The 24,918-nt window shown below is 73.4% G+C and carries 26 protein-coding genes; 16 read left to right on the top strand and 10 right to left on the bottom strand.

Annotated features, from left to right (window positions below; genetic code table 11):
• Positions 1-70 precede the first annotated feature (70 nt).
• The 3 genes from ACQPX6_RS28295 (at position 71) to ACQPX6_RS28285 (ending at position 3,673) form a co-directional block, all read left to right on the top strand.
• Entirely contained in the window at positions 71-2,443 is a 2,373-nt protein-coding gene (locus tag ACQPX6_RS28295; protein ID WP_433784086.1) for a heavy metal translocating P-type ATPase, read from the top strand.
• 67 nt (positions 2,444-2,510) lie between these two features.
• The gene (locus tag ACQPX6_RS28290; RefSeq protein WP_433784085.1) at positions 2,511-2,978 is read left to right on the top strand and encodes a CinA family protein; all 468 of its coding nucleotides are present in this window, start codon (positions 2,511-2,513) and stop codon (positions 2,976-2,978) included.
• 14 nt (positions 2,979-2,992) lie between these two features.
• Positions 2,993-3,673 carry an HAD family hydrolase gene (locus tag ACQPX6_RS28285; RefSeq protein WP_433784084.1) on the top strand — a complete coding sequence of 227 codons (681 nt, stop codon included), beginning with the start codon at positions 2,993-2,995 and terminating at the stop codon, positions 3,671-3,673.
• On the opposite strand, the gene ACQPX6_RS28280 is transcribed toward ACQPX6_RS28285, so the two are convergent.
• Positions 3,639-4,457 (bottom strand): cytochrome c biogenesis CcdA family protein, encoded by an 819-nt coding sequence (locus ACQPX6_RS28280; RefSeq protein ID WP_433784083.1) that lies wholly within the window; start codon positions 4,455-4,457, stop codon positions 3,639-3,641. The genes ACQPX6_RS28285 and ACQPX6_RS28280 overlap by 35 nt on opposite strands.
• 1 nt (position 4,458) lies before the next feature.
• Positions 4,459-5,154, bottom strand: coding sequence for a DsbA family protein (locus ACQPX6_RS28275; protein WP_433784082.1), 696 nt, complete (start codon positions 5,152-5,154; stop codon positions 4,459-4,461).
• Positions 5,155-5,232: 78 nt separating this feature from the next.
• Here ACQPX6_RS28275 and ACQPX6_RS28270 point away from each other — a divergent pair, with 78 nt between their 5' ends.
• Positions 5,233-6,141 carry a diacylglycerol/lipid kinase family protein gene (locus ACQPX6_RS28270; RefSeq protein ID WP_433784081.1) on the top strand — a complete coding sequence of 303 codons (909 nt, stop codon included), beginning with the start codon at positions 5,233-5,235 and terminating at the stop codon, positions 6,139-6,141.
• Positions 6,138-6,473: a TraR/DksA family transcriptional regulator gene (locus ACQPX6_RS28265; protein WP_433784080.1), complete on the top strand. Its 336-nt coding sequence runs from the start codon at positions 6,138-6,140 to the stop codon at positions 6,471-6,473. The genes ACQPX6_RS28270 and ACQPX6_RS28265 overlap by 4 nt, the downstream gene beginning before the upstream one ends.
• Before the next feature lie 35 nt (positions 6,474-6,508).
• Here the strand turns inward: ACQPX6_RS28265 and ACQPX6_RS28260 are convergent, their stop codons facing one another.
• From ACQPX6_RS28260 to ACQPX6_RS28225, 8 genes are all read right to left on the bottom strand, one after another.
• Positions 6,509-7,051 carry a GIY-YIG nuclease family protein gene (locus tag ACQPX6_RS28260; protein ID WP_433784078.1) on the bottom strand — a complete coding sequence of 181 codons (543 nt, stop codon included), beginning with the start codon at positions 7,049-7,051 and terminating at the stop codon, positions 6,509-6,511.
• Complete coding sequence (locus ACQPX6_RS28255) at positions 7,048-8,247, bottom strand: MFS transporter (RefSeq protein WP_433784077.1); 1,200 nt, start codon at positions 8,245-8,247, stop codon at positions 7,048-7,050. The genes ACQPX6_RS28260 and ACQPX6_RS28255 overlap by 4 nt, the downstream gene beginning before the upstream one ends.
• Positions 8,244-9,152, bottom strand: a complete 909-nt coding sequence (locus ACQPX6_RS28250) for an NERD domain-containing protein (protein ID WP_433784076.1) — start codon at positions 9,150-9,152, stop codon at positions 8,244-8,246. The genes ACQPX6_RS28255 and ACQPX6_RS28250 overlap by 4 nt, the downstream gene beginning before the upstream one ends.
• The gene (locus ACQPX6_RS28245) at positions 9,152-9,661 is read right to left on the bottom strand and encodes a DUF2505 domain-containing protein (RefSeq protein ID WP_433784075.1); all 510 of its coding nucleotides are present in this window, start codon (positions 9,659-9,661) and stop codon (positions 9,152-9,154) included. The genes ACQPX6_RS28250 and ACQPX6_RS28245 overlap by 1 nt, the downstream gene beginning before the upstream one ends.
• Positions 9,662-9,683: 22 nt before the next feature.
• Positions 9,684-10,739 carry a spore photoproduct lyase family protein gene (locus tag ACQPX6_RS28240; RefSeq protein ID WP_433784074.1) on the bottom strand — a complete coding sequence of 352 codons (1,056 nt, stop codon included), beginning with the start codon at positions 10,737-10,739 and terminating at the stop codon, positions 9,684-9,686.
• On the bottom strand, positions 10,736-11,491 hold the full coding sequence (locus tag ACQPX6_RS28235; RefSeq protein ID WP_433784072.1) for a PIG-L deacetylase family protein: 756 nt from the start codon (positions 11,489-11,491) through the stop codon (positions 10,736-10,738). The genes ACQPX6_RS28240 and ACQPX6_RS28235 overlap by 4 nt, the downstream gene beginning before the upstream one ends.
• 94 nt (positions 11,492-11,585) lie before the next feature.
• The gene (locus tag ACQPX6_RS28230) at positions 11,586-12,830 is read right to left on the bottom strand and encodes a glycosyltransferase family 4 protein (protein WP_433784071.1); all 1,245 of its coding nucleotides are present in this window, start codon (positions 12,828-12,830) and stop codon (positions 11,586-11,588) included.
• Positions 12,827-13,696, bottom strand: a complete 870-nt coding sequence (locus ACQPX6_RS28225) for a sugar phosphate isomerase/epimerase family protein (RefSeq protein WP_433784070.1) — start codon at positions 13,694-13,696, stop codon at positions 12,827-12,829. The genes ACQPX6_RS28230 and ACQPX6_RS28225 overlap by 4 nt, the downstream gene beginning before the upstream one ends.
• A 267-nt stretch (positions 13,697-13,963) precedes the next feature.
• Between ACQPX6_RS28225 and ACQPX6_RS28220 the strand changes: the two genes are divergently transcribed.
• From ACQPX6_RS28220 to ACQPX6_RS28170, 11 genes are all read left to right on the top strand, one after another.
• Positions 13,964-14,845, top strand: a complete 882-nt coding sequence (locus ACQPX6_RS28220) for an IclR family transcriptional regulator (RefSeq protein ID WP_433784068.1) — start codon at positions 13,964-13,966, stop codon at positions 14,843-14,845.
• 104 nt (positions 14,846-14,949) lie between these two features.
• Entirely contained in the window at positions 14,950-16,602 is a 1,653-nt protein-coding gene (locus ACQPX6_RS28215) for a methane monooxygenase (protein WP_433784067.1), read from the top strand.
• A 147-nt stretch (positions 16,603-16,749) separates the two neighbouring features.
• A complete protein-coding gene (locus ACQPX6_RS28210; protein ID WP_433784066.1) occupies positions 16,750-17,805 on the top strand; it encodes an NADH:ubiquinone reductase (Na(+)-transporting) subunit F in 1,056 nt (351 codons plus the stop codon).
• The gene (locus ACQPX6_RS28205; RefSeq protein WP_433784065.1) at positions 17,802-18,992 is read left to right on the top strand and encodes a toluene hydroxylase; all 1,191 of its coding nucleotides are present in this window, start codon (positions 17,802-17,804) and stop codon (positions 18,990-18,992) included. The genes ACQPX6_RS28210 and ACQPX6_RS28205 overlap by 4 nt, the downstream gene beginning before the upstream one ends.
• Positions 18,993-19,048: 56 nt before the next feature.
• The gene (locus tag ACQPX6_RS28200; protein ID WP_433788384.1) at positions 19,049-19,369 is read left to right on the top strand and encodes an MmoB/DmpM family protein; all 321 of its coding nucleotides are present in this window, start codon (positions 19,049-19,051) and stop codon (positions 19,367-19,369) included.
• A 123-nt stretch (positions 19,370-19,492) separates the two neighbouring features.
• On the top strand, positions 19,493-21,181 hold the full coding sequence (gene groL, locus ACQPX6_RS28195) for a chaperonin GroEL (protein ID WP_433784064.1): 1,689 nt from the start codon (positions 19,493-19,495) through the stop codon (positions 21,179-21,181).
• A gap of 43 nt (positions 21,182-21,224) precedes the next feature.
• Complete coding sequence (locus ACQPX6_RS28190; protein ID WP_433784063.1) at positions 21,225-22,253, top strand: NAD(P)-dependent alcohol dehydrogenase; 1,029 nt, start codon at positions 21,225-21,227, stop codon at positions 22,251-22,253.
• Positions 22,254-22,270: 17 nt separating this feature from the next.
• Entirely contained in the window at positions 22,271-23,338 is a 1,068-nt protein-coding gene (locus ACQPX6_RS28185; RefSeq protein ID WP_433784062.1) for an amidohydrolase family protein, read from the top strand.
• A complete protein-coding gene (locus tag ACQPX6_RS28180; protein ID WP_433784061.1) occupies positions 23,335-24,048 on the top strand; it encodes a metal-sulfur cluster assembly factor in 714 nt (237 codons plus the stop codon). Before ACQPX6_RS28185 ends, ACQPX6_RS28180 begins: the two co-directional genes overlap by 4 nt.
• A gap of 22 nt (positions 24,049-24,070) precedes the next feature.
• Entirely contained in the window at positions 24,071-24,670 is a 600-nt protein-coding gene (locus tag ACQPX6_RS28175) for a hypothetical protein (RefSeq protein ID WP_433784060.1), read from the top strand.
• On the top strand, positions 24,667-24,918 hold the full coding sequence (locus tag ACQPX6_RS28170; protein WP_433784059.1) for a hypothetical protein: 252 nt from the start codon (positions 24,667-24,669) through the stop codon (positions 24,916-24,918). The genes ACQPX6_RS28175 and ACQPX6_RS28170 overlap by 4 nt, the downstream gene beginning before the upstream one ends.

Here is a 24,918-nt window from a genome sequence, read left to right as displayed (position 1 = left end):
CTCCGGGTGCGCGCGCTGAGGCGACCCCTAGCGTCGCGCCGTCGAATCCGGACACCGAGGAGATGGTGGCGTGGCGACGGACGTCGCGGAGAGTGCGGGACCGGCCGTCGGCGGTGCGGACACCGCGCTGACGACCGAGCTGGCCGTGAGCGGCATGACGTGCGGGACCTGCGCGGCGCGCATCCAGCGGCGCCTGGGCCGCCTGCCCGGTGTCGAGGCCAGCGTCAACTACGCCACCGGCCGTGCCCGCGTGACGCACCCCGCCGAGCAGGACCCCGCCGAGCTCGTCGCGGCCGTCACCGCCCTGGGCTTCGGGGCCGCGCCCGTCGCGCCCCTCGTCCCCGCGGCCGGCGCGGCCGGCGCGGCCGGCGCGGCGAGCGTGCCGGCGCCGCGTCGCGCGCCCGAGGCGGCGACGGCGAACCCGGCTCCGGCGGCCGAGGACCCCGAGATCGGCGAGCTGCGCCACCGCGCGCTGGTCTGCCTCGCGCTGACGCTGCCGGTCATCGCGGTCGCGATGAACCCCGACTGGCAGTTCCGGTACTGGCAGTGGTTCTCGCTCGTGCTCGCCGCGCCCGTGGTGGTCTGGGGCGGCTGGCGGTTCCACCGCAACGCCGCGCGCCACCTGCGTCACTTCTCGGCGACGATGGACACGCTCGTCTCGGTGGGCACGCTCGCGGCCTTCGGCTGGTCGTTGTGGACGCTGTTCTTCGGCGGCGCGGGGCTCGGCGGGATGCGTCACGGGCTCTACCTCCTGCCGACCCCCGACCAGTTCGACGGGGCGCGCACCGTCTACCTCGAGACCGCGGCCGCGATCACCACCGCGGCGCTGCTCGGGCGCTGGATCGAGCGCCGGGGCCGGCGGCGCGCGCTCGGGGTCTCGGCGGCGATGCTCGCGCCCCCGGCCACCGAGGCGCGGGTCGTGGTCGGCGACCGCGAGCTGCCGGTGCCGGTCGATCGCGTGCAGCCCGGCGACCACATCGCGGTCGAGGCGGGCGAGCCCTTCCCGCTCGACGGCCGGGTCGTCGCGGGCCGCTCGAGCGTCGACGCCGGGTCGATGACCGGCGAGTCGGCGCCCGTCGACGTCGAGCCCGGCGCCGAGGTCCTCGCCGGCACCCGCAACGAGACCGCCCGCGTCGTCGTCGAGACCACGCGGGCCTCGGGCGACACGCAGTGGGCCCGCATGGCCCGCCGCGTCCAGGACGCCCAGGCCGGCAAGACCGCGATCCAGCGCCTCGCCGACCGCATCTCGGCGTGGTTCGTGCCCGTCGTCATGCTCGTCGCGCTCAACACCCTGCTGTTCTGGGGCGTCTCGGGCGCGGGCTGGGGCTTCGCGATCGCCGCCGGCATGGCCGTGCTCGTCGTCGCCTGCCCGTGCGCGCTGGGGCTCGCCACGCCGACCGCGCTGGCGGTGGCCACCGGGCGCGGCGCCCAGCTCGGCATCCTGCTGCGCGGGCCCGAGGTGCTCGAGTCCACGCGCCGCGTCGACACGATCGTGCTGGACAAGACGGGCACGGTCACCACCGGGCGCATGGCGCTGCAGACCGTCCGCACCACCGGCGGCGTCGGGCGCGACGAGGTGCTCGCCCGCGCCGGCGCGCTCGAGGCGCGCCTCGAGCACCCGGTGGCCCGCGCGATCGCGGCCGCCGCGCGCGAGGAGCTGTCCGCCCCGCTCGCCGAGGCCCGCGAGGTGCGGACGCTCGACGGGCTCGGCGTCGTCGGCACCGTCGACGGGACGCGCGTGCTCGCCGGCCGCCGCCGCCTGCTCGACGAGCAGGGTGTCGAGGTGCCCGACGAGCTACAGGGCGCGCTCGACGACGCCGCCGAGCGGGGCGCGACGACGGTGCTGGTGGCGTGGGACGACGGCGACGGAGAGCTCCGGGCCCGCGCGGTCCTGGCCGTCGCCGACGCCGTGCGCGAGGGATCGGCGGAGGCCGTCGCCCGGATGCGGGCGCGCGGGCTTCGCCCGGTGCTGCTGACCGGCGACAACCCCGCCGCCGCCGGGGCCGCGGCCGCCGAGGTGGGCATCGACGCGGACGACGTCGTCGCCGAGGTGCTGCCCACCGAGAAGGCCGACGAGGTCCGTCGCCTCCAGGAGGGCGGGGCGGTCGTCGCCATGGTCGGCGACGGCGTGAACGACGCCGCCGCTCTCGCCCAGGCCGACCTGGGGGTCGCGATGGGCACGGGGACGGCGATGGCCATCGAGGCCGGCGACGTCACCCTCGTCCGCGACGACCTGCGCGCCGTCCCCGACGCGCTGGCGCTCGCCCGGCGGACCCTGGGCACCATCCGCGGGAACCTGTTCTGGGCCTTCGCCTACAACGTGCTGGCGCTGCCGCTGGCCGTCGCGGGGCTGCTGAACCCGATGATCGCCGGCGTGACCATGGCGCTGTCGAGCGTGTTCGTCGTCGGCAACAGCCTGCGGCTGCGGCGCTTCCGCCCCTGACGGCGTTTCCGCGCGCCCCCGATCGGCAACGCCCCAGGGTCGCACCGAAGCTGAGGGGAAGGTCCGCGTGGAGGATCCGGAAGAGCTCGCCAAGGCCGTGTCCGAGGTGGCGTCGAAGGAGGGTCGCCGGCTGGCGATCGTCGAGTCGCTCACCGGCGGTCTGGTCTGCAGCGACCTGGCCGCGTCGCCGGGATCGAGCGAGTGGTTCCGCGGTGGTGTCGTCGCCTACGACCGCTCCACCAAGCACGGCGCCCTCGGGGTGCCCGACGGCCCGGTGGTCTCCGAGCCCGCGGTGCGGGCGATGGCCGACAAGGCCGCGGACCTGCTCGGGGCCGACCTGACGCTGGCCGTCAGCGGCGCCGGCGGCCCGGAGCCGCAGGACGACCAGCCCCCGGGCACGATCTGGTTCGCCATCAACGACCGGGGCGACACCGAGGCGTGGATGGAGCAGACCGAGTCCGACGACCCGCAGGACGTCCTGCGCCACACGCGCGAGCGCTCGCTGCAGGCCCTGCTGAAGCACCTGGGCGGGTAGCGGACCATGGCGGCGTGATCGACCACGTCGTCTGGGACTGGAACGGCACGCTGCTCGCCGACGTGCACGCCGTCGTCGACGCCACGTCCGCGAGCCTCGCGGAGGTCGGCGTCGACGGCCGGCTCGACCTCGACGCCTACCGATCGCGCTTCCGCCGCCCGCTGCGCGACTTCTACTCCGACGTCGTCGGCCGCGCGGTGGACGACGACGAGTGGGCGCGGGTGAACGCCGTCTTCGGCGCGCACTACCTCGACGCGGAACCCGCCCTGCCGCTGGCGGACGGGGCGGACGAGGCGCTCGAGCGCTTCGCCGCCGTGGGGCTCGGGCAGTCGGTGCTGAGCATGCTCGCCCACGACGTGCTGCACGCGACCCTGGAACGCCGCGGGCTGCACGCGTGGTTCGCGCGCGTCGACGGCGACCACCACCACGACGGGCGCAGCAAGGCCGCCGCGCTCGCGGAGCACCTCGCGGTGCTGGACCTCGCCCCCGCCCGCGTGGTGCTCGTCGGTGACACCCTCGACGACGCCGCGGCGACCGCGTCCGTGGGCTGCGCGTGCGTCCTGGTCGGCGAGCACTCCACCCACCACCTGGCCGACCTGCGCACCGTCGCCCCGGCCGTCGCCACCCTGCCCGATGCCGTCGAGCACGTCCTGGCGCTGGTCAGCGGCTCGCCCGGCGCACCCGCCAGGCCGTGACGGCGACGACGACCAGCGCGAGGACGGCCAGCACCAGCCCGTCGGGGAGCCGCGCGCCCAGCCCACTGACCGCGTCCTCGGCACGGGCGGCCGTCGCCGGGTCCGCGCCGACCAGCCCCGCGGTGCCGTCGGCGACGAGGAAGAGCACGCCGATCCCGACGAACAGCAGCCCCGAGAGCGTCGACGTGGTGTGCAGGTGCAGCGGGCCGAGGCGGAACGCCCGCCCGCGCAGCCACGAGCGCCGGCCGAGGTCGAAGCGCTGCCAGAGGGCGGCGAGCAGGAACGCGGGCACGACCATGCCGAGCGCGTAGACCGCGAGCAGGCCCGCGCCGCGCAGGGGCTGCCCGCTCGCGGCGGCCACCGTGAGCACGGCGCCCAGGATCGGGCCGGAGCAGAACCCGGCGAGCCCGTAGACGGCGCCGAGCGCGCCCGTCGCCACCCAGGTGCCGCGGCGCGCGAGGTCCGGCTGGGCGCGGGCCGCCGACGCGAGGGCCCAGCCGCCGCCGAGGATCTGCACGACGCCCAGCGCGATGACGACGAGCCCGGCGACGAGCACGACCGTGGCCCGCTGACCGGTGAGCAGGCCGGTCAGCGCGGAGGCGCCGGCCCCGAGCGGCACGAGCACGACGAGCAGGCCGATCAGGAAGACCCCGGTCCGCGCGACGAGCTCGGTGCGCCCGGCGACGGCGTAGGCGAGGAACGACGGCAGCAGCAGCGCGCTGCACGGGCTGACCAGGGCGAGCACCCCGCCGGCGAACGCGGCGAGGTAGCCGACGTCGAGCACCTCAGCGGGCCCGGGCCAGGGCGGCGTCGATCGCGGAGGTGAAGGTGGGCAGGGGCTGCGCGCCGAAGATCAGCTGGTCGTCGACGACGAAGCTCGGGACGCCGCCGACGCCCAGGCGCGCGCCGAGCTCCTGGTCGGCGCGGACCGCCGCGGCGACCGCCGGGTCGGCGGCGTCGCGCCGGAAACGGTCGACGTCGAGCCCCAGGCCGCCCGCGGTGGCGGCGAGCGTCTCCTCGGTGACCGCGCCCCGGCCGGCGCGCAGGTCCGCGTAGAGCGCGCCGTGGAACTCCCAGAACCGTCCCTGGGCCGCCGCCGCGCGGGCGGCGTGGGCGGCGAGCACGGACTGCGGGCCGAGGTAGGCGAAGTCGTGCCACTCGATCCGCACGAGGCCGGCGTCGACGTAGCGGCGGACGAGCTCGGGCTCGGTCGTGGTCGCGTAGAGCGAGCAGAACGGGCACCGGAAGTCGCCCCACTCGGCCACGACGACCGGGGCGTCGGGGCGGCCGAGCGCGAGCGGGTCGGCGGGGTCGCGGCGCGGGACCTCGAGACGGGCCGCGACGATCGGGTCGGCGGCCGCGGTGTCCCTCGGCGCGGGCGTCGCGGACCCCAGCAGCAGCGGCACCCCGAGCGCCGCGAGCGCGACGAGGGCGACCAGGCCGCCGAGCAGGGCACGGCGCCGTGCGGTGGGGGCGGTCACCGCCTGACCGTCGCACGGTCGGCGCCCGGCCGCGCGCGCTGCACCACCCGGCCCGCACCGCGTCGTACGCTCGCTCCCGTGGCCCTGCCGTCCGAACCGTCCCCGGTGCCCGCCTACGAGCGGGTCGTGCTCGTCTACAACCCCGAGAGCACGGGCGACGGGCCGCAGCGCGCGGTGCGGGCGAAGGCGGAGCTGGCGGACGCCGCACCGCACCTCGAGGTGGTCGCCGTGCCCACCGAGTACGCGGGCCACGCGCGGGTCATCGCCGAGCAGGAGGCCCGCGCGGGCCGGGCGCTCGTGGTCTCGGTCAGCGGCGACGGCGGCTACCACGAGGTCGTCGAGGGCGTCATGGCCGCGGGTGACGGCACCACGTCGGCGGCCGTGGCCGCGGTGCACGCGGCGGGCAACGCCAACGACCACCGGCGCGCCACACGCGAGCGCCCGCTGGTGGAGGCGATCGCGGCGGGCGAGGTGCGGCGGCTCGACCTCATGCGCATCGAGGTGGCGGGCGAGGAGCGGGCGCGCTGGGCGCACTCCTACTTCGGCCTCGGGATCACGCCGACCGTGGCGCTCGAGATCGAGCGCGGCGGCAAGGGGTCGATCCGCGAGGTGATCACCACGCTGCGGGCGTTCTCCCGCTTCAAGCCCTTCGCGGTCGACGTCGAGGGGGAGGGTCCGCGGCGCTTCGACAGCCTGATCCTCGCCAACATCCCCGAGATGGCGAAGTACGCGAAGCTCTCCGACGGCGACCCGGCGGACGGGCAGTTCGAGGTGATCACGCTGCCGCACCGGTCCCGGCTGCGCCTGCTGGCGTTCGCGGTGCGGGCGGCCGTGCGCGGGCTGGGCCCCCAGCCGCACACCGACCGGTTCGCGTTCACCACGCTCAAGCCGATGCCGGTGCAGGTCGACGGGGAGGTGCTCGACCTCGAGGCCGACCGCGCCGTCACCGTCACCATCGCGCCGCGGGCGCTCGTGACCGTGGTGTGAGCGATCCGCCGGCCGACCCGCTCGCCGCCGCCGAGGACGAGGCCCGGGCGCGGGTGGCGGCGCTGACCGCGCAGCTCGCGGGCATCGTCGAGACCGCGTCGGCGAGCTCGGGCGACGACGAGCACGACCCCGAGGGCCAGACGATCGCCTTCGACCGGGCGCAGGTGGCGGCCCTGCTCGCGGCGGCGCGCCACGAGCTGGCGGAGATCGAGGCGGCGCGCGGGCGCGTGGCGGCGGGGACGTACGGGGTGTGCGCACGCTGCGGGCGCCCGATCGCCCCCGAGCGCCTCGAGGCCCGCCCGGCCGCGCGCACGTGCGTCACCTGTGCGTGATCTTCTGAGCTATAGCTCAGAAGATCACGCACGTACTACGGACGGCGGAACGGCACCGACGGGTCGCGGACGGGGCGCTCGCCGGCCGCGGCGGTGAAGCGCGCGCAGGCCGCGCGGGCGGTGGCACCGTCCTCGCGCAGCCCCGGGCCCATCGCGTCGCGCACCGGGCCGAGCAGCACCTTGCGGTCCTCGCGCACCGTCCACGACAGCCGCAGGTGCGCGCGCATCCACGCGTCCAGCCGGTCCTCGTGGGCGCGGGGCAGGATGACGTCGGCGGCCCAGGTCGGCGCGAGCTCCAGGTCGTCGAGCAGCAGCCCGGCCAGCGCGCGCCGCAGCGGCGAGACGCCCGTGCGGTAGAGGTCCTGGCGGGTCACGCGGTTGCGCAGCATCGTCGCGTCGCCCACCTCGAGCAGCACCCAGCTCGCGTCGACGGGGTGCTCGGGACCGGTGGCCGGGACCTCGCCGTCCCCCCACCAGGCCACGAGCCCCGGGTCGCGGCCCAGGGCGGCGACCGCCTCGTCCAGCGGCGCCAGCGGGGCGGTCAGCGCGGCGACGACCTCGCCCACGGGCCCGGTCACGACCGCGCTCCCCGCGGCCGCAGCGCCCCGGCCAGCACGATCGCGGCGACCGCCGAGAGCGGCACGAGCACCAGCCCGGCGCCCACCGAGACGCGGTCGGCGACGGCTCCGATGATCGGCGGGAACGCGAGGAAGCCCAGCCGCGCGAGGAAGCCGACCACCGCGATCCCGTCGCCGGGGCGCACGCCCGGGATGCGGCCGGCGGCGGCGAACCCGAGCGGGAAGATCGTCGCGACCCCGAGGCCCGTCAGCGCGAAGCCGAGCACCGCCGCGACGGGGTGGGCCACGAGCAGCGCGGTGCTCATCGCGACCGCGGCCAGCACCGCCCCGCCCCGCGCCACGGCAACGGGCCCGAAGCGGTCGACGACGCGGTCGCCCAGCAGGCGCCCCACCGTCATCGCCGCCTGGAACGCCACGAACGGCAGGCCGGCGACGAACGCCGCGCCCGCGAGGTCGTCGCGCACGTAGAGCGCGCCCCACGACGCGGCGGAGTCCTCGATCCCGCCCGACGCGACGAGCAGCGCCGCCACCGCCAGCAGCGGGCCCGCCGCCACGACGACCGCGCGCAGCGGCCCGGCCCCGGGCGCGCTCCCCTCGCCCGGTTCCGCCTCCGGCTCGGGCCCGCCCAGCGCCCAGCGCCACGCCAGCACCGACACCACGACGAGCACCGCCCCCACGACCCCGAGGTGCAGGAGCAGCGGCACCCCGAGCCCGGCGGCCGCGGCGCCGAGCAGGCCCGCGCCCACCGCCGCCATGCTCCACACCGCGTGCAGGCCGTTGACGATCGAGCGCCCGTAGCCGGTCTGGACCCGCAGGCCGTGCGCATTCATCGCCGCGTCCGCCCAGGCGTCGGTGAGCCCCAGGACGAACAGGGCCGCGGCCAGTGCGAGCCACGACGGCGCGAGCGCCACCGCGGGCAGCAGCACCGCGCCCGCGAGCCCGACGCCCGCGCCCGCGCGCCCGCTGCCGACCCGCGCGATCAGCGGCCCGGCCAGCACCCCGAACAGCAGCGCGGCGGCGGGGAAGGCGGCGATCGCCGCGCCGAGCGCCGCGTTGGACAGGCCCAGCTCGTCGCGCAGGGTCGGCAGGCGCGGGACGATGCTGTTGTAGGTCGCGCCGTTGACCACGAACATGCCGACCACCGCGAGCCGCGCCCGGCGCAGGGTCCGGGTCGGTGCGGGGGCCGGCGCGCTCACGGCGTCCACGTCGTCGAGCGGCGCGCGACCTCGTGGATCTGCGCGACCGCGAGGTCCGACAGCGGCGCCCCGAACGCCGTCAACAGCCGCGGCAGCTGCCCGACGCGCGTGACCGTCACCCCGCGCGGGCGCCCCTGGCCGACGAGGATCGCGCCGACGACGGCGACGACGGGGTGCACGGCCGGCGGGTCGAGCGTCTCGGTCGCCCCTGCCGCCCGGGCCAGCGCCACCGACACGCGGTCGGCGGCCTCCAGCCCGATGCGGCGCCGGCGCCCCAGGTCGAGCGTGCTCGAACCGCCGAGGTCGAGCTGGTGGTCGCCGAGCCCGACGCGCCCGCCGGGGATGTTGACGACCTCGACGACGAAGACGCCGGGCGGCCCGACGACGAGGTGGTCGAGCACCACCGAGCCCTCGGGCACCTCGTCGAACGCCATCGTGATCGTGTGCAGGATGCGCCAGCGCGGGCCTCGCCCCCGGCGCAGCGACGGCGCGCGGGTGAGCTTGCCCAGCGCCTCGGCCACCGCGTGCTGCCCGTCGGCGCGCAGCCGGTAGGGCCGGTCGGCCTCGGGGCCGCGCGCGAGGCGGGCCTCGGCGGCCTGCTCCAGCAGCCCGTGCCCGGGGCGGTGCAGGGCGAGGTCCTCCCAGCCCGCGCTCCAGCCGCCCTCGGGCGCCTCGACCCCGGCACCGAGTGCGGCGGGCTCGGCGACCTCGGCCTGGCTGCCCATCGGCGGCATGTTGTTCGACCAGAGCCAGGCGTTGGCCTCCTGGAGGAAGCGCTCCCGGTACCCGGCGGGCACGTCGTGCGCGACGCGCGTGATCAGGTCGAGGTGGCCCAGGGGCAGCCCGTCGGCGGAGGTGACGTACAGCCGGTCGGAGCCGGGACGACGGCGGCGGCGCGCGGGCATCAGCCGGCCTCCTCCGCGGCGAGCCAGCGCGAGATCCGGTCGTGCTCGCTGCCGGTCAGCCCGCGGATGCCGGTGACGACCTGCCGTTCGATCCCGCCGCCGAGCAGCGGGACGGCCGCGGTGATGGCGAGGTCCACCGAGAGCCGGCTGCCGTCACCGTCGGGCACGACGGACATGGTGCCCCCGGCGCTGATCGGCGTCCCGGGCACCACCACCCGCGCCCGTCCGTCGCAGCGCTGAGGCGTGAGCGTCCACTCCTCGGTGCGCTCGATGACGAGCACGCCCGCGAGCAGCCGCTCGACGACGGCCGGGATCTGGCCGGGCGGCACGGGCTGGCGCAGCACGACGCGCACGCGGCCGGCGTCCCGGCGCTCGAACGCGACCACCTCGATGCGGCCGGTGCCGTCGACGTCGAGCTTAACGCGGTGGAAGTCGGGGTCGGCGAGCGCGGCGGCGAAGGCGGGGACGCCGTGGGGATAGGCGCGGCTCAGCGCCAGCCGGGTGCTCACGTGGATCGAGCGTAGTAGTCGCTCAGAACGCGTACCTGATCGTCAGCCACGGGGCGTGGCGGGCGACGAGCTCGCGGAACCGGGCGACGGCGCGGCGCTTCACGTCGACGCGGTAACGCACGACCGCGCCGCCGTGGTCGGTGCGCTTGACCTCCTGCGCCGCCGGCCGCCACAGCACGTCCTCGGCCTTCGGGTGCCAGCCGAGGTTCACCTCGTGCAGGCCCTCGTGGTGGGTCAGCAGGATGACCTCGCACGCCGCCTGCGCCTTCGCGCGCGCGGACAGGCGCTCGGTCAGCTCGTCGAGCAGCAGCGCCCACTCGGACTGCCAGCGCTCGCGCAGGACGACCGGCGAGAAGTTGAGGTGCACCTCGTAGCCGGCGGCGACGAAGTCGTCGACCGCGGCGATCCGCTCGTCGATCGAGCTGGTGCGGATGTCGAGCAGCTGGGCGTCGCGGCGCGGCATGAGCGAGAAGCGCACGCGGGTGCCGCCGCGCGGGTCGAGGGCGAGCAGGTCGCGGTTGACGTGCTTGGTCGCGAAGGACGCCTTGGCCCCGTCGAGGCGGGCGAACTGGGCGACGAGGTCGGCGACGTTGTCGCTGACACGGGCGTCGACGGAGCAGTCGGAGTTCTCGCCGAGGTCGTAGACCCAATCGGCCGGGTCGCACTGGTTGGGTTCGGGCTTGGGGCCCTGGCGGGCGAGGTGGCGGGCGATCGCGCGGCTGATCGCGTCGATGTTGGTGAACACCGTGATCGGGTTGGCGTAGCCCTTGCGCCGCGGGACGTAGCAGTAGGCGCAGGCCATGGCGCAGCCGTTGGCGGTGGACGGCGCGATGAAGTCCGCCGAGCGCCCGTTGGGCCGCACCGTCAGCGACTTCTTCTCCCCGAGCACGAGGTGCTCGGCCTTGACCCGCACCCAGCGCGCGACGTTGGCCTCGTCGCCGTGCAGGTCGGGGATCGCCCAGTGCGACGCGATCTCGACGACCTCGGCGTCGGGGAAGCGCGCGAGCACCTCCTGCCCGCGCGCCGACGCGAGCGACGCGGGCTCGGCGTGGATCGTCGCCACCTCGAGCAGGCTCACGTGCCCAGCGTGCCGATCAGCGCGCGGGCCCCGCCACCGGCCCGGTGGACCTCGACCGGCGTGCCGTGTCCCTCCCGGCGCGCCAGGTCGGCCAGCACCGGTGCGACGTGCTCGGGCCCGCCGAACTGGAAGCCGACCTGGGTGGCGTACGCGGCGGCGGCCTCGGCCTTGACGTCGAGCACGTCGTCGAGGGCGACCGCGACCTCGGTGCCGGCGACCTCGGGCGCGCCGGGGGCGTCGGGGTGGCGTACGGCGTACGGGGTGTCGCGCCACCAGGCCGTGCGGTCGGGGTCGGCGAGCGCGGCGACGACGGACGTGACGACCTGGTGGTCGACGTGGTCGCCGACCGACTGGGGCGCGAGGACGAGGTCGGCGCCCGCGATCCACGGGGCGACGGCCTCGCCCACCGCGCCGGCCACGTCGTCGTCGGCGCGGCGCCCGGCGAACAGGGCGGCGGGGGAGTCGTAGCCGCGGTGCGGGGCCTCGAGCAGGCCCAGGTGCTCGCCGCGGACCCCGAGCCGGGCGAGCGCCGCGGCGTCCTCGCCGCGGCGCAGGGCCATGTAGTCGACGTCCGGCGCGAGGCCCTTGTCGGTCTGGCAGGCGAGTGCGAACCCGGTCGGCGCGGCGACGGAGCCGGTGAACACGGTGACGACCAGGACCTCGTGCCCGGCGGCGGCCAGGCGCGCGAGCGTCCCGCCGGCGGAGAACACGGCGTCGTCGAGGTGCGGGCTGACGGCGACGATCCGGCTCACGCGCGTCCCTTGATCGGAGTGGAGTTGCGGACACTGAACGTCAGCGGAGCCGCTCCGCTGGCACTCAATGTCAGCGACGCCACTCCGCTGACACTCACAACAGGTGCGGCGCCGCGCGGAATCGGCAGTCGGGGTCGACGGGCGGGTCGTCGATCGCCGGCACCGGGACGTCGCGGACGCGGTCGTAGACGTCGGTGAGCTCGTGCGCGATCACCGGCCAGGACCAGCGCGCCCGGACCTCGTCGAGGGCCCGGCGCGCCATCCCCACGCGCAGGTCGGTGTCGTCGAGCACGCGGGCGATGCCGTCGGCGAGGGCCGCGGGGTCCTTCGGCGCGACGAGCAGCCCGTTGTCCTCGTGGCGGACGCAGTCGCGCACGCCGACGACGTCGGTGGACACCACGGGTAGACCGGTGGACATGGCCTCGAGCACGGTGTTCGAAAAGCCCTCGGCGTAGGTCGGGCTGACGAACACGTCGCCGCGGCGGTAGACCTCGTGGGCCTGCTCGTAGGCGGTGTAGCCCAGCTGGGTCACGACGTCGTCGAGCCCGAGCTCGGTGACGCGGTCGGCGACCGTGCCGGTGTCGGGGCCGATGCCCGAGACCACGAGGCGCAGCCGGCGGCCGCGTCCGAGCAGGTCGGCGACGGCGTCGAGCAGGTCGAGCACGCCCTTCCGGGCGTCGACGCGACCGTGGTAGAGCAGCACCGGGGGGTCGGACAGCGCCCCCGGCTCGCGGGCCGGGGTGAAGCGCTCGGTGTCGGTGGCGCCGGAGACGACCGTCCACCGGTCGGGGTCGACGCCGTGGCGCTGCGACACCTCGGCGGCGAACGACGACGAGCCGATCACCAGCGCCGGCGCGTGGGCGAACACCGCGCGCACCAGCGTCTCGTGGGTGGCGCAGCACGTGCCCACCCAGTGCCCGTCGCCGCCCTGCACGCTGACCACGGCGGGCAGGCCCAGGTCGTGCGCGGCGCGCAGCACGGCCAGGCCGTTCGGGTAGGCGTACTGCGCGTGGAGCATGTCGAACGGCGCCCGCGCGTGCTCCTCGGCGATCGTGCGCCGCATCGTCTCGACGTCGGCCTCGAAGTCGGCGGGCCGCCCCTGCGCGACCTCCTGCTCGCCGTGCGCCTCCAGCGCTACGCCGTGCACGCCCGCGGGCACGCGCTCGGGCGGGGGCGGGCCGCCGCCGTAGACCGCGCGGCCCTGGGGGTCGCCGCGGTACTGCGACACGAGCACCACGTCGTGGCCCTCGCGCACGAGGTGGCGCAGCAGGTTCTCGGCGTAGGCGCTCATGCCCGACACGGCGGGCCAGTACCGGCGCGAGACGAAGCAGATCCTCACCCGCGATCGAACTCCCTTCTGGCTTCCATCTGACGGATCGTCTCCAGGGCCGCCGGCACGAGCGTGTCCGCGCGGTGGGAGTCGCGGGACAGCTCGAACGACACGAGCCCGGGGTGCCCGACCTCGCGGAGCGCGGCGAGCACCGCGGGCAGGTCCATGTCGCCCTCGCCCGGCGCGCGGTGCTCGTGCACCCCGCGGGGCATGTCCTCGACCGCGACCGCCCCGAGCAGCGGCGCGAACTCGCGCACCGCGCCCTCCGGGGTCCAGCGCCCCGAGACGATGCAGTGCCCGGTGTCGAGCGCGAGCGTGACCTCGGGGACGTCGAGGGCCAGGCGCATCCAGTCGTCGCAGTCCTCGACGAGCATCCCGGGCTCGGGCTCCACCGCGCACACGACGCCCCGCTCGCGGGCGTGCGCGACGACCTCGCGCACCCCGTCGGCGAGCCACCGCCACGCCTCGTCGCGGTCCTGGGCGGCCGCGGGCACCCCCGCCCAGAACGACACGGCCTCGCTGCCGAGGTCGGCGGCTACGTCGACGCAGGTCTGCAGGAAGGCGACGCGGCGCCGACGGCCGTCCGGGTCCGGCGTGATCAGCGTGGGCTGGTGCTTGCGGCGCGGGTCGAGCAGGAAGCGCGCGCCGGTCTCGACGACGCTGCCCAGCCCCAGCCCGCGCAGCCGGTCGGCCAGCGCGGCGGTGCGCCGGCCCAGCTCGGGGGCGAACGGGTCGTGGTGGGCGACGTCGAGGGTCAGCGCGACGCCGTCGTAGCCGCAGTCGGCGAGCAGCGCGAGCGCGTCGTCGAGGCGGTGCGACGTGAGGCCGTTGGTGTTGTAGGCGTAGCGCAACCGGTGCGGCTCGGGGGCGGTCATCGAGCCCGAGGTACCACTCGGCCTTCCGATGGAACCGCCGGAAACCCGACCGCTCGCCCCGCCGCTCGGCGCGACCCCCGCGAGGACCCTCCGGGACACGGTCCGGCGTGAGCGGTCCGCCCCCTGCGGCCAGCGGCGGGTGCAGCATCTGCACGCGATAACCGTGATGTTGACCACAAGGTCCGGGGCCGCGTTCAGTGGCCCCCGCACGACGGCGAGCGAGCGGCCGCTCGGAGCAGCCACATCCGACGACGGGGAGGAGGGCACATGACGGAACCGCGCCACAGCCGCGGCACCACCGGTGGCCGCTCCCTGAAGACCGCGGCCGAGGCGCTGGCGGCGCTGCGCATCCTCGGCGCCGCCCCGGACGGGGTCACGCCCGAGGCGCTCGCCGCCGAGCTCGGCAAGAGCACCGCGACGGCCCGGTACCTGCTCAACACCCTGTGCCAGGAGGGCTACGCGGTCCGCGACCGGCAGGCCGGCACGGTCCGCCTGCACGAGACCCCGCCCTGGGGCGAGACCTGGGGCGAACGTGAGGTCCCCGACGACCTCACCCGCTACGAGCTCCCCGAGCGCCTCTCCGACGCCGTCACCGAGCTCTACTGGCGCACCCGCCAGCGCACGTACCTCGCCCGCTGGGAGGACGACGACGCGACCGTCATCGTCGACGCCCGCGGCCACCAGGGCCTCGCCCGCATCCCCGACCTCGCCGAGCGCATCCCGCTCGCGTCGGCGCACGCGCTGGCCGTCACCAAGGCCCTCATCGCCTCGTCCGGGACGCGCTCGGAGCGGCTGCGCGCGCAGTCCGACCGCGCGTCGTTCACCGGCACCACGATCACGAGCACCCCGGCCATCGAGCTCGAGCTCGCCCGGGTCCGCCGGCGCGGCTACGCCGTGGACCGCGAGGAGTACGCCGAGGGCTTCTGCTGCATCGGCGCCCCGATCTTCGACCCCGACGGCCGGGTCGCCGCGAGCATCGCCATCTCCACCCCGGCGCGCCGTTTCGCGACCCACGGCGAGGAGCTCACCGGCGCCGTCCGCGACGTCGCCGCCACCGCCACCGAGGGCTGGTCCGCGGCCGAATCGGGGGTCCCGCCCCCCGACGACCCGGACCCCCTGGCGGCGAGATCGGTCCCCGGCCGGGCCTGAGCCCGGCCACTCCCCGCGCCCACCGCGATCCGGCGGGTGCACCACCACAGTCCACGGCTGCGGAACCCCGCAGGCCGAGCCAAGAACTCCACGAGGAGAGAAAGATGAGCCGTCAGAGTTTGGCGAAGGCTCACCAGAAAATCCAGGAACTTTCCTGGGAGCCGCAGTACCACGAGCCGTACATGAAGTACGGGACGGACTACACGTTCCGGAAGGCGGCGAAGAAGGACCCGCTCAAGCAGGTCCTCCGTTCCTACTTCCCCATGCAGGAGGAGAAGGACAACCGCGTCTACGGCGCGTCGGACGGCGCGATCCGCGGGAACATGTTCCGCCAGGTCCAGGAGCGTTGGCTGGAGTGGCAGAAGCTGTTCCTGTCGATCATCCCGCTGCCGGAGATCTCGGCCGCACGGTCGATGCCGATGCTGTTCCAGGCGGTTCCGAACCCGGAGCTGCACAACGGCCAGGCGATCCAGATGATCGACGAGGTCCGGCACAGCACGATCCAGCAGAACCTCAAGCGGCTGTACATGAACAACTACATCGACCCGGCGGGCTTCAACAACACGCTCCGGAACTTCCACTCGGACTACTGCGGCACCATCGGCCGCCAGTTCGCCGAGGGGTTCATCACCGGTGACGCGATCACCGCGGCCAGCATCTACCTGACGATCGTCGCCGAGACGGCGTTCACGAACACCCTGTTCGTGGCCATGCCGGCCGAGGCCGCGGCGAACGGTGACTACCTGCTGCCGACGGTGTTCCACTCGGTGCAGTCCGACGAGTCGCGGCACATCTCCAACGGCTACGCCACCCTGCTGATGGCGCTGTCGGACGAGGACAACCGCCAGCTGCTCGAGCGGGACCTGCGCTACGCGTGGTGGAACAACCACCGCGTGGTGGACGCCGCCATCGGCACGTTCATCGAGTACGGCACGAAGGACCGCCGCAAGGACCGTGAGTCCTACGCGGAGATGTGGCGTCGCTGGATCTACGACGACTACTACCGGGCCTACCTGCTGCCGCTCGAGAAGTACGGCCTGGTGATCCCCCACGACCTCATCGAGGAGTCGTGGAACCAGATCTGGAACAAGGGCTACGTGCACGAGGTGGCCCAGTTCTTCGCCACCGGGTGGCTCGCCAACTACTGGCGCATCGACGGCATGACCGACGATGACTTCGAGTGGTTCGAGTACAAGTACCCGGGTTGGTACGACAAGTACGGCAAGTGGTGGGAGAACTACAACCGCCTCGCCAAGCCGAACGGGCACCACCCGATCGTCGCCGAGGACGTCGACTACGTGTACCCGCACCGCTGCTGGACCTGCATGGTCCCGTGTCTGGTGCGCGAGGACATGGTGGTCGACAAGGTGGACGGCCAGTGGCGCACGTACTGCCACGAGGCCTGCCGCTGGACCGACGCCGAGGCCTTCCGGCCCACGTACCAGGGTCGCGAGACCCCGAACATGGGCAAGCTCGTGGGTCACCGCGAGTGGGAGACGCTCTACCACGGCTGGAACTGGGCCGACGTGGTCGAGGACATGGGCTTCGTCCGCGACGACGGCAAGACCATGACGGCGCAGCCGCACCTGGATCTCGACCCGAAGAAGATGTGGACCACTGACCACCTGCGGCGCATGCCGCACGTGGCCAGCCCCAACGTCATCCTCAACGAGATGAGCGACTCGGACCGCGAGGCGTTCGTGGCGGACTACAACCGCCAGGGTCCTGCCGGACGGCCGGCGGACGCGACCAGCTAGCGGACGCTGCTGATCGACGCAGCACGGTGAGGTGAGAGGGAGGGTCGGGTCCGCCCGGCCCTCCCTCGATCCTCACGGCCTCGTCCGGCCGAGCGCGTCCGTTTCGTCCGGATTCCGGCAACCCCCTCCCGAACGGAGAGCCATCGAATGGGTGAGAAGCACCGGGTCCGGTTCGAACCGGTGGGCATCGAGATCGAGGTCGACGAGGACCAGACGATCCTGCGTGCCGCGTTCGAGCAGGGCGTGCAACTCATGCACGGGTGCAAGGAAGGCCAGTGTGCGGCCTGCAAGTCGTTCGTCCTCGAGGGCGAGATGGACGACATCGAGCTCGACAAGTACTCGACCTTCGCCCTCCCCGACATGGAGCGCGAGGAGGGGCAGACGCTCCTCTGCCGCGCCCACCCCTACGACGACCTGGTGATCGAGCTCCTCAACTACGACGAGGAGATCCTCCGCAGTGGCCTGCCCGTCCGGAAGGGCACCGTCGAGGTGCTCGCCAACGACGAGGTCACCCACGACATGCGCCACCTCGTCGTGAAGCAGGTCGCCGGCGAGGACATCAAGTTCTTCCCCGGCCAGTACATGGACCTCACCGTCCCGGACACCGGCGAAGTCCGCTCGTTCTCGATGGCGAACACCCCGAACCGCGAGGGCGTCTTCGAGTTCGTCATCAAGATCTACCCCGACGGCGCGTTCTCGCAGTTCCTCAAGCACAAGGTGTCGATCGGCGATCGGCTCGAGGTCGAGGCGCCCTTCGGCACCTGCACGCTGCGCGAGAACCGCACCTCCGACATCGTCTTCATCGGTGGCGGCGCGGGGATGGCGCCCCTGCTCGGACTGCTGCGCGCGCTCGTCGAGAAGGGCACGGAGCGCAAGGCCCGGCTCTACTACGGCGCCCGCACGCAGGCCGATCTCTGCTTCGAGGACGAACTGCGGGCGTTCGAGGGGAAGATTCCCGGCTTCCGCTACGTCCCCGCCCTCTCCGAGCAGGGCGACGACTGGGACGGCGAGACCGGCCTGATCACCGAGGTGGTCCGGCAGCACGAGCCGAGCCTGGAAGGGATGGATGCCTATGTGTGCGGTCCGCCGCCGATGGTCGACGCCGCGATCGCCCTCCTGAGCCAACGAGGGATGAGCACGCAGAACATCTTCTACGACAAGTTCACCACCACTGGAGAGCCGGAGGACGAGGGCACCTCATGACCAGCACCGAAGAACGTCCGGAGCGGAGCGTTCCGAAGCCCGTCTTCACCGACGCGGAGGCGGGCGCCAAGGAGTTCCCCGATTCGGGGCCCTCGGCACGGCGCTACAACTACTTCAAGCCGGCGAAGCGGAAGCAGACCCACTACGAGGACGTCACCGTCGAGGTCCAGCCGGACCCGCGGCACTACCTCTCCCAGGGCTGGATCTACGGCTTCGCCGACGGGTCCCGTGGCTACCCGCTGACCTGGACCAAGCTGAAGGCGTGGGGTGTCGACAACCCCGAGCCCGAGCGCGGCCCGGGCTCCGGCGGCCGGCACGTCGCCGACTGGCCCGCCCACGGCTGGCACGAGTTCCGTGATCCCAACGAGGAGTGGGAACTCACGATGTACCGGTACAACGCCAACGTTGTCCGGCAGGTGACCCAGAACGTCGAGAACGCCCGCCAGTCCAAGGCCTTCGAGCAGTGGACCCCGAACTGGGTGCGCTTCGTCGAGCGCAACGTCGGCGCCTGGATGCACATCGAGCACATCCTCGGCCTCTACGTGTTCGCCGCCTGCAACCGCTCCGGGCCGACGAACATGCACAACACGGTCATGGCCGTGAACAGCGAGCACAAGATCCGCTTCGCGCAGGACCTCGCGCTCTACAACCTCACCCTCACCGAGGAGATCGAGGGCTTCGACGGCACCGCGCACCTCGAGGCCTGGAACTCCGACCCCGAGTGGCAGGGCATCCGCCGGGTCACCGAGGCGCTGACCGCGGTCAACGACGACTGGGGCGAGATGATCTTCGCCACCAACATCGTCTTCGAGCCGCTGCTCGGCGAGCTCTTCCGGTCGAACCTGGTCATGCAGTCGGCCGCCGGCAACGGCGACTACGTGACACCGACGGTGATGGGCTCCGGCGAGTACGACTTCTCCAACCGCGACCTGCGCTGGACCGTCGCCGCCTTCGCGCCCCTGACCCAGGACCGCGAGTTCGCCGACCACAACAAGGACGTCTTCAACGGCTGGCTGGAGCACTGGGTGCCGATGGCGCTCGACGCGGCCCGCACGATGCAGCCCCTGTGGTCGCAGCCCGATGCGAAGCCCCCGCGGTTCGAGGACAGCCTCGACCGGGTGAAGAACCGATTCTCCGCGATCCTCACCGATCTCGGGCTCGAGACCCCGAAGGAGCTGAACCGGTGACCAAGAGCTTCAAGACGGCCGAGAGCCCGTTCAAGCAGGACAACACCGAGTCCGGCATGGCCGGCGTGACGCTGATGAACAACCAGGTCGGCGCCGTCGTGGCGGAGGTGATGGACCGCCAGGAGAACGTGACGGTCAAGCAGCTGCCCTCGATGATCCGCGTCGACTGCGTGGGTCGCATGGACTTCGTGTACGCGGACATCTCCGAGGCGCTCGGCGAGGAGCCCGACTTCTACAACGCCGCCGAGTTCGAGGAGAACATGTCGACCCACTACGGGAAGATGATCCACATGGATGACCGGACGATCATGTTCGGCAACCTCGAGGAGGCCGCCGAGTTCATCGGCGACATGTTGCCCCCGGTGGTCAACAAGTAGCACGTCCCGCGGCCCGGGTCGTCGCACGTCCGCGCGGGGCGGACGTGCGACGGCCCGGTGCCGTTCCCGGAGAACGACCGTTGACTCCCCGTTCGCGCCCCAGAGCACCGGAGAAGTGAGGACATGGCCAAGGAACTGCGATTCGGCGCCGACGCGCGCAGGGCACTCCAGGCAGGAGTCGACCAGCTCGCCGAGGCGGTCAAATCCACGCTGGGACCCAAGGGGCGCAACGTCATCCTCGAGAAGATCACGGGCACCCCCGAGGTCACGAACGACGGCGTGACGATCGCGCGGGAGATCTACCTGCGCGACCAGTTCGAGAACATGGGCGCCCAGGTCCTCAAGGAAGCCGCGGTCAAGACGAACGACGTGGTCGGTGACGGCACCACGACGTCGACGGTGCTCGCCCAGGCGATCGTCCGCGAGGGCCTCAAGGCCATCGGCCAGGGCGGCAACCCGGTGCTGGTGAAGCGCGGCATCGACGCCGCCGTGGCGCGCGTGGTCGCCCACCTGGCCTCCGTCGCGCACCCGGTGGACGACGTCGAGGCGCTCTCCCGCGTCGCGGCGATCTCGGCCAACGACGACGACGTGATCGGCCGCGTGGTGGCGGAGACCCTGCACGCCGTGGGCGACGACGGCGTCATCACCGTCGACGACGGCCCGCTGCTGGGCCTGCACGTGAACCTCGTCGAGGACTTCGAGTTCGAAAACGGCTACGTCTCGCCGTACCTGGTCACCGACCCGGGCTCGATGCTCGCCGTGCTCGACGACCCCTACATCCTGTTCTCCGCCGAGAAGATCTCCGACGTCCGCACGCTCATGCCGATGCTCGAGCGGATCATGCGAAACCCCGCGCCGCTCGTGATCATCGCCGAGAAGGTCGACGGCTCCGCGCTCCAGATGCTCGTGCACAACCACGTCAACGGGCACCTCAAGACCACCGCCATCCAGGCCCCGGGCTTCGGCGAGAAGCGCGTGCACCTCCTCGAGGACATGGCCGCGCTCTGCGGCGGCCAGGTGTTCTCCCGGGCCTCGGCGTTCTCGATCGAGCAGATGGGCGTCGAGCACCTCGGACGGGCGCGGCAGGTCCGCGCGACGAGCGACCAGACGGCGATCATCGGTGGCGGCGGCGACCCCGCGGCCCGCGAGACGCGGCTGTCCCAGCTGCGCGCCGAGATGGACCGCACGACGATCGGCACCGACGAGGACTGGTTCTCCGAGCGCATCGCGCGGCTCTCCGGCAAGGCCGCGATCCTGCAGGTCGGCGCGCCGACCAACGCGGAGCTCAAGGAGGTCCGCCACCGCGTGGACGACTCCCTGCAGGCCACCCGCGCGGCGATGGCCGAGGGCATCGTGGCCGGCGGCGGCGCCGCGCTGCTGCACGCCGAGGCGGCGCTCGACGACCTCGAGGGCCTGACCGGCGACGGCCGGATCGGCGCCGAGATCGTGCGCGCCGCCCTCTCCGAGCCGGCCAACCTCATCGCGTCCAACGCGGGCTACGAGGGCGCCGACATCGTCAAGCAGGCGCGCGACATGGCCGTCGACGAGGGCTTCGACGCCCTCGAGGGCCGCTTCGGCAACATGCTCGAGCTCGGCATCATCGACCCGCTGCGGGTCGTGCGCTCGGCGCTGCAGAACGGCGCCTCGGTGGCCGGCCTGATCCTCACCACGAACTCGCTCGTGGCCGAGGAGCAGACGCCCTGGAACAAGTCGCTCATGACCGAGTTCGGTCAGCTCGACGAAGGCATCCCGCAGCCGGCGCCGGACGCGAGCACGCCGCAGTCCATGGGCCTCGGCCCGTCGATGGGCTGACGGGCGTGGCAAGGCAAGAGACCGACTCGGAGAGGAGCGCGGTGTGAAGGCCGTGCGGGTGCACGATTACAAGGTCGACCCGTCGATCGACGACATCCCGGAGCCCGAGCTCCAGGGGCCGCTCGACGTCATCATCAAGATCGGCGGCGCCGGGGTGTGCCGCACCGACCTGCACATCATCGACGGCGACTGGGCGGCGATCCAGGACCCGACGCTGCCCTACGTCATCGGCCACGAGAACGCCGGCTGGGTGCACGCGATCGGCGACGCCGTCACCAACGTCGCGGTCGGCGACACGGTGATCCTGCACCCGCAGCCGTCCTGCGGGCTGTGCCTGTCCTGCCGGGCAGGCCGCGACATGCAGTGCACCGGCGACGCGTTCTTCCCCGGGCTGTCGAACAACGACGGCGGCATGGCGGAGTACCTGCGCACCACCGCCCGGGCCTGCGTGAAGCTCAACGCGGACACCAACCCGGCCGACGTCGCCGCGCTGGCCGACGCCGGTATCACCGCGTACCACGCCGTGCGCAAGGCCGTGCCGATGCTCTGGCCGGGCACCTCGGCGGTGGTCATCGGGGCCGGCGGCCTCGGGCACATCGGTGTCCAGGCGCTGGCGGCCCTCACCGCCACGAAGATCATCGTGGTGGACAAGAACCCGGACGCGCTCGAGCTCGCCAAGCAGATCGGCGCGGACGAGACGGTCGTCGCGGACGGGAACCAGGTCGGCGAGGTGCAGGAGCTCACCGGTGGCGGCGCCACCGTGGTCTTCGACTTCGTCGCCGAGCAGGGCGTCGAGCTCGAGGCCTGGCAGATGACCGGGCCGGCCGGCTACCAGTTCGTCCTCGGGTACGGCGGCCAGTTCCAGGCCCCCACGCTCGACTTCGTGGCCGGCGAGAAGAACGTGATCGGCAACATCGTCGGGACGTACAACGACCTCGCCGAGCTCATGGTGCTGGCGCAGGCCGGGAAGGTCACGCTGCACACCAAGCAGTACGCGCTCGATGCGGCGCTGGACGCCCTGCACGACCTGGACGCGGGCAAGGTCCGCGGTCGGGCCATCCTCGTCCCGTAGGGAAAGGAAACCACCACATGTACGAGAAGGACGGCGAGAAGTACTTCATCGTCGACAGCCACATGCACTTCTGGGACGCGTCCCCGGAGAACTGGGTCGAGGGCGCCGAGCAGTACGCCAAGGGCTGGATCGAGTGCTTCCACGCCTACCAGGGCCTCGGCCCGGCCGAGACGCACCAGCCCATCGAGGAGTTCCAGAAGGTCTCCGAAGAGCAGCTGATGCGCGAGGAGTTCGAGGAAGGCCACGTCGACGTCGCGATCCTGCAGTCGACGTACCTGCGTGAGTGGTACAAGGAGGGCTTCAACACCGCGGCGCAGAACGGCCACCTCGTCGAGCAGCACCCCGACAAGTTCATCGTCAACTGCCGGTTCGACCCGCGTGACGGCGACGCCGGCATGCGCGAGTTCGAGGCCGAGGTCGAGAAGTGGCACCCCAAGGGCATCAAGCTCTACACCGCGGAGTGGAACGGTGAGTCCCGCGGCTACAAGCTGACCGACCCCGAGGCCTACCGGTTCCTCGAGCGGGCCCAGGAGCTGGGCATCAAGAACGTGCACGTCCACAAGGGCCCGACGATCTGGCCGCTGGACAAGGACGCGTTCGACGTCTCCGACGTCGACCACGCGGCCACCGACTTCCAGGGCCTGAACTTCATCGTCGAGCACGTGGGTCTGCCGCGCATCGAGGACTTCTGCTTCATGGCGACGCAGGAGCCGAACGTCTACGCCGGCCTGTCCGTGGTCACCGGCGGCCTCATGCACGCCCGCCCGCGGTTCCACGCGAAGGTGATGGGCGAGCTGCTGTTCTGGGTCGGCGAGGACAAGATGCTCTTCGGCTCGGACTACAACATCTGGACCCCGAAGTGGCAGGTCGAGGGTCTCGCGGACTGGGACTACCCCGAGGGCCACGAGTACGACGACTACCCGCGCCTCGGCGTGGACGGGAAGAAGAAGATCCTCGGACTGAACGCGGCCCGCCTCTACGACATCGAGGTCCCGGCCGAGTACCAGGTCTCCGCGGAGAGCACGGCCCCCGCATCCCCCGACGACGCCGAGCTCGTCGAGGACCGGGCGGTGGCCCAGGCATGACGGTCACCTCCGACACCCCGTCCACCGCCGCCGCGGTGGACGGGGTGTGGGAGGCGCTGCGCACCGTGCGCGACCCCGAGCTGGACACCGACGTCGTCTCGCTGGACTTCGTCGCGTCCTGCTCGATCTCGGACGACGGGGTCGCGCACGTCCGGCTGCGCCTGCCCACCTACTTCTGCGCCCCCAACTTCGCGTTCCTCATGGTCGCCGACGCGTGGGACGCCGTGTCCCAGGTGCCGGGCCTGCAGGACGTCGACGTCGAGCTGATCGACCACTTCGCGTCCGACGCCATCAACGCCGGCGTCGCCGCCCGGGCCGGGTTCGTGACCTCGATGGCCGGCTCCGAGGTCGGCGAGGCGGTGGACGAGCTCCACGACCTGCGCCGCAACTTCACCGAGCGCGCGCTCATGGCCGGCACCGACCTCGTCGTCCGCCCGCTGATGGCGGCCGGCGCCACCCCGGAGCAGGTCGTGGCGATGACGCTGGGCGACGCCCCGGCCACGCCCGACCTGCGGCGGCTGCGCGAGCGGCGCCGCGAGCTCGACATCCCGGCCGACGACGACGCCCCGCTGGTGGTCGACCCGGTGGGCCGCACCGTCGGCCTCGAGGCGCTCCCGCTGCACCTGCGCAAGGCGCGCAGCTACCAGGTGGGCGTCGACGCCAACACCAGCATCTGCCGCGGCCAGCTCGCGGCGCGCTACGGGCTCTGAGGAGTCCCTCGAGAGGAGCCGCATGACCGCCCCCAGCGAGACCCCGCGCACCGTCCGGCGGGTGGGGTCCCCGGCCGCCGCCGCGCTGGCCGACCTCGCCGCGATCTTCGACGACCTGCAGACCGTGCTGCTGTGCTGCGAGCGCCTCATCACCCAGCTCAGCGTCCCGGAGCCCGACCCGGTGGTGGTCGAGTCGTTGTGGACGACCGCGCTGCTGTCGTACTCCCGGTGCTTCGCCCCCGGCGGGCGCGGCATGGGCCTGACCGAGGCCGACGTCGAGGGCCTCGAGATCGAGGGCGAGGTGCTGGCCTGGCACAAGATGGTGCGCCAGATCCGCAAGCACTACGCGGACCCGGCGGTGAACCCGCGCGAGGTCTTCGAGGTCGGGGTCGCCGTGTCCGACGGGACGCCGCGGGGCGTGGCGATCACGTCGACCCGCCAGGCGCTGCCCGACACGGTGTCGGTGCACCAGACCGGCGCCATCGCCTACCACCTCAGCCAGCTGGTCGACGCCCGCATCGGCGAGCACCAGGCCACCGTCCTCGAGGGCGTGCGGGCGCTGAGCCCGACCGAGCTGGAGACACTGGACGAGGTCGAGCTGACCGAGGGGAGCGAGCAGTGACCGAGAAGTACAACCCGTGGACCGTGGTCAACCTGGTGTTCCGCCACCTCGCCGACCAGGGCCTGCACCCGGTGCTCGGGGAGGCGGGCGACCCGTCGGCGGCGGCGGCGGAGCTGCTGCGCACCCTCGGCATCACGCCCGGCGACCCGTCCTGGGGCGACGGCCAGGACGCCGAGCGGGTGCGCAACGACCTCGCCGCGGTGCGGGCCGCGTTCGACCCGGTCGACGAGCCGGCCACGAGGGACTGA

It is taken from the genome of Actinomycetospora sp. CA-101289 (genome assembly GCF_050955895.1).
Classification (GTDB): domain Bacteria; phylum Actinomycetota; class Actinomycetes; order Mycobacteriales; family Pseudonocardiaceae; genus Actinomycetospora.
Note: the sequence above shows the minus strand (reverse complement) of the source record. Positions and strands in the feature narration are given on the sequence as shown.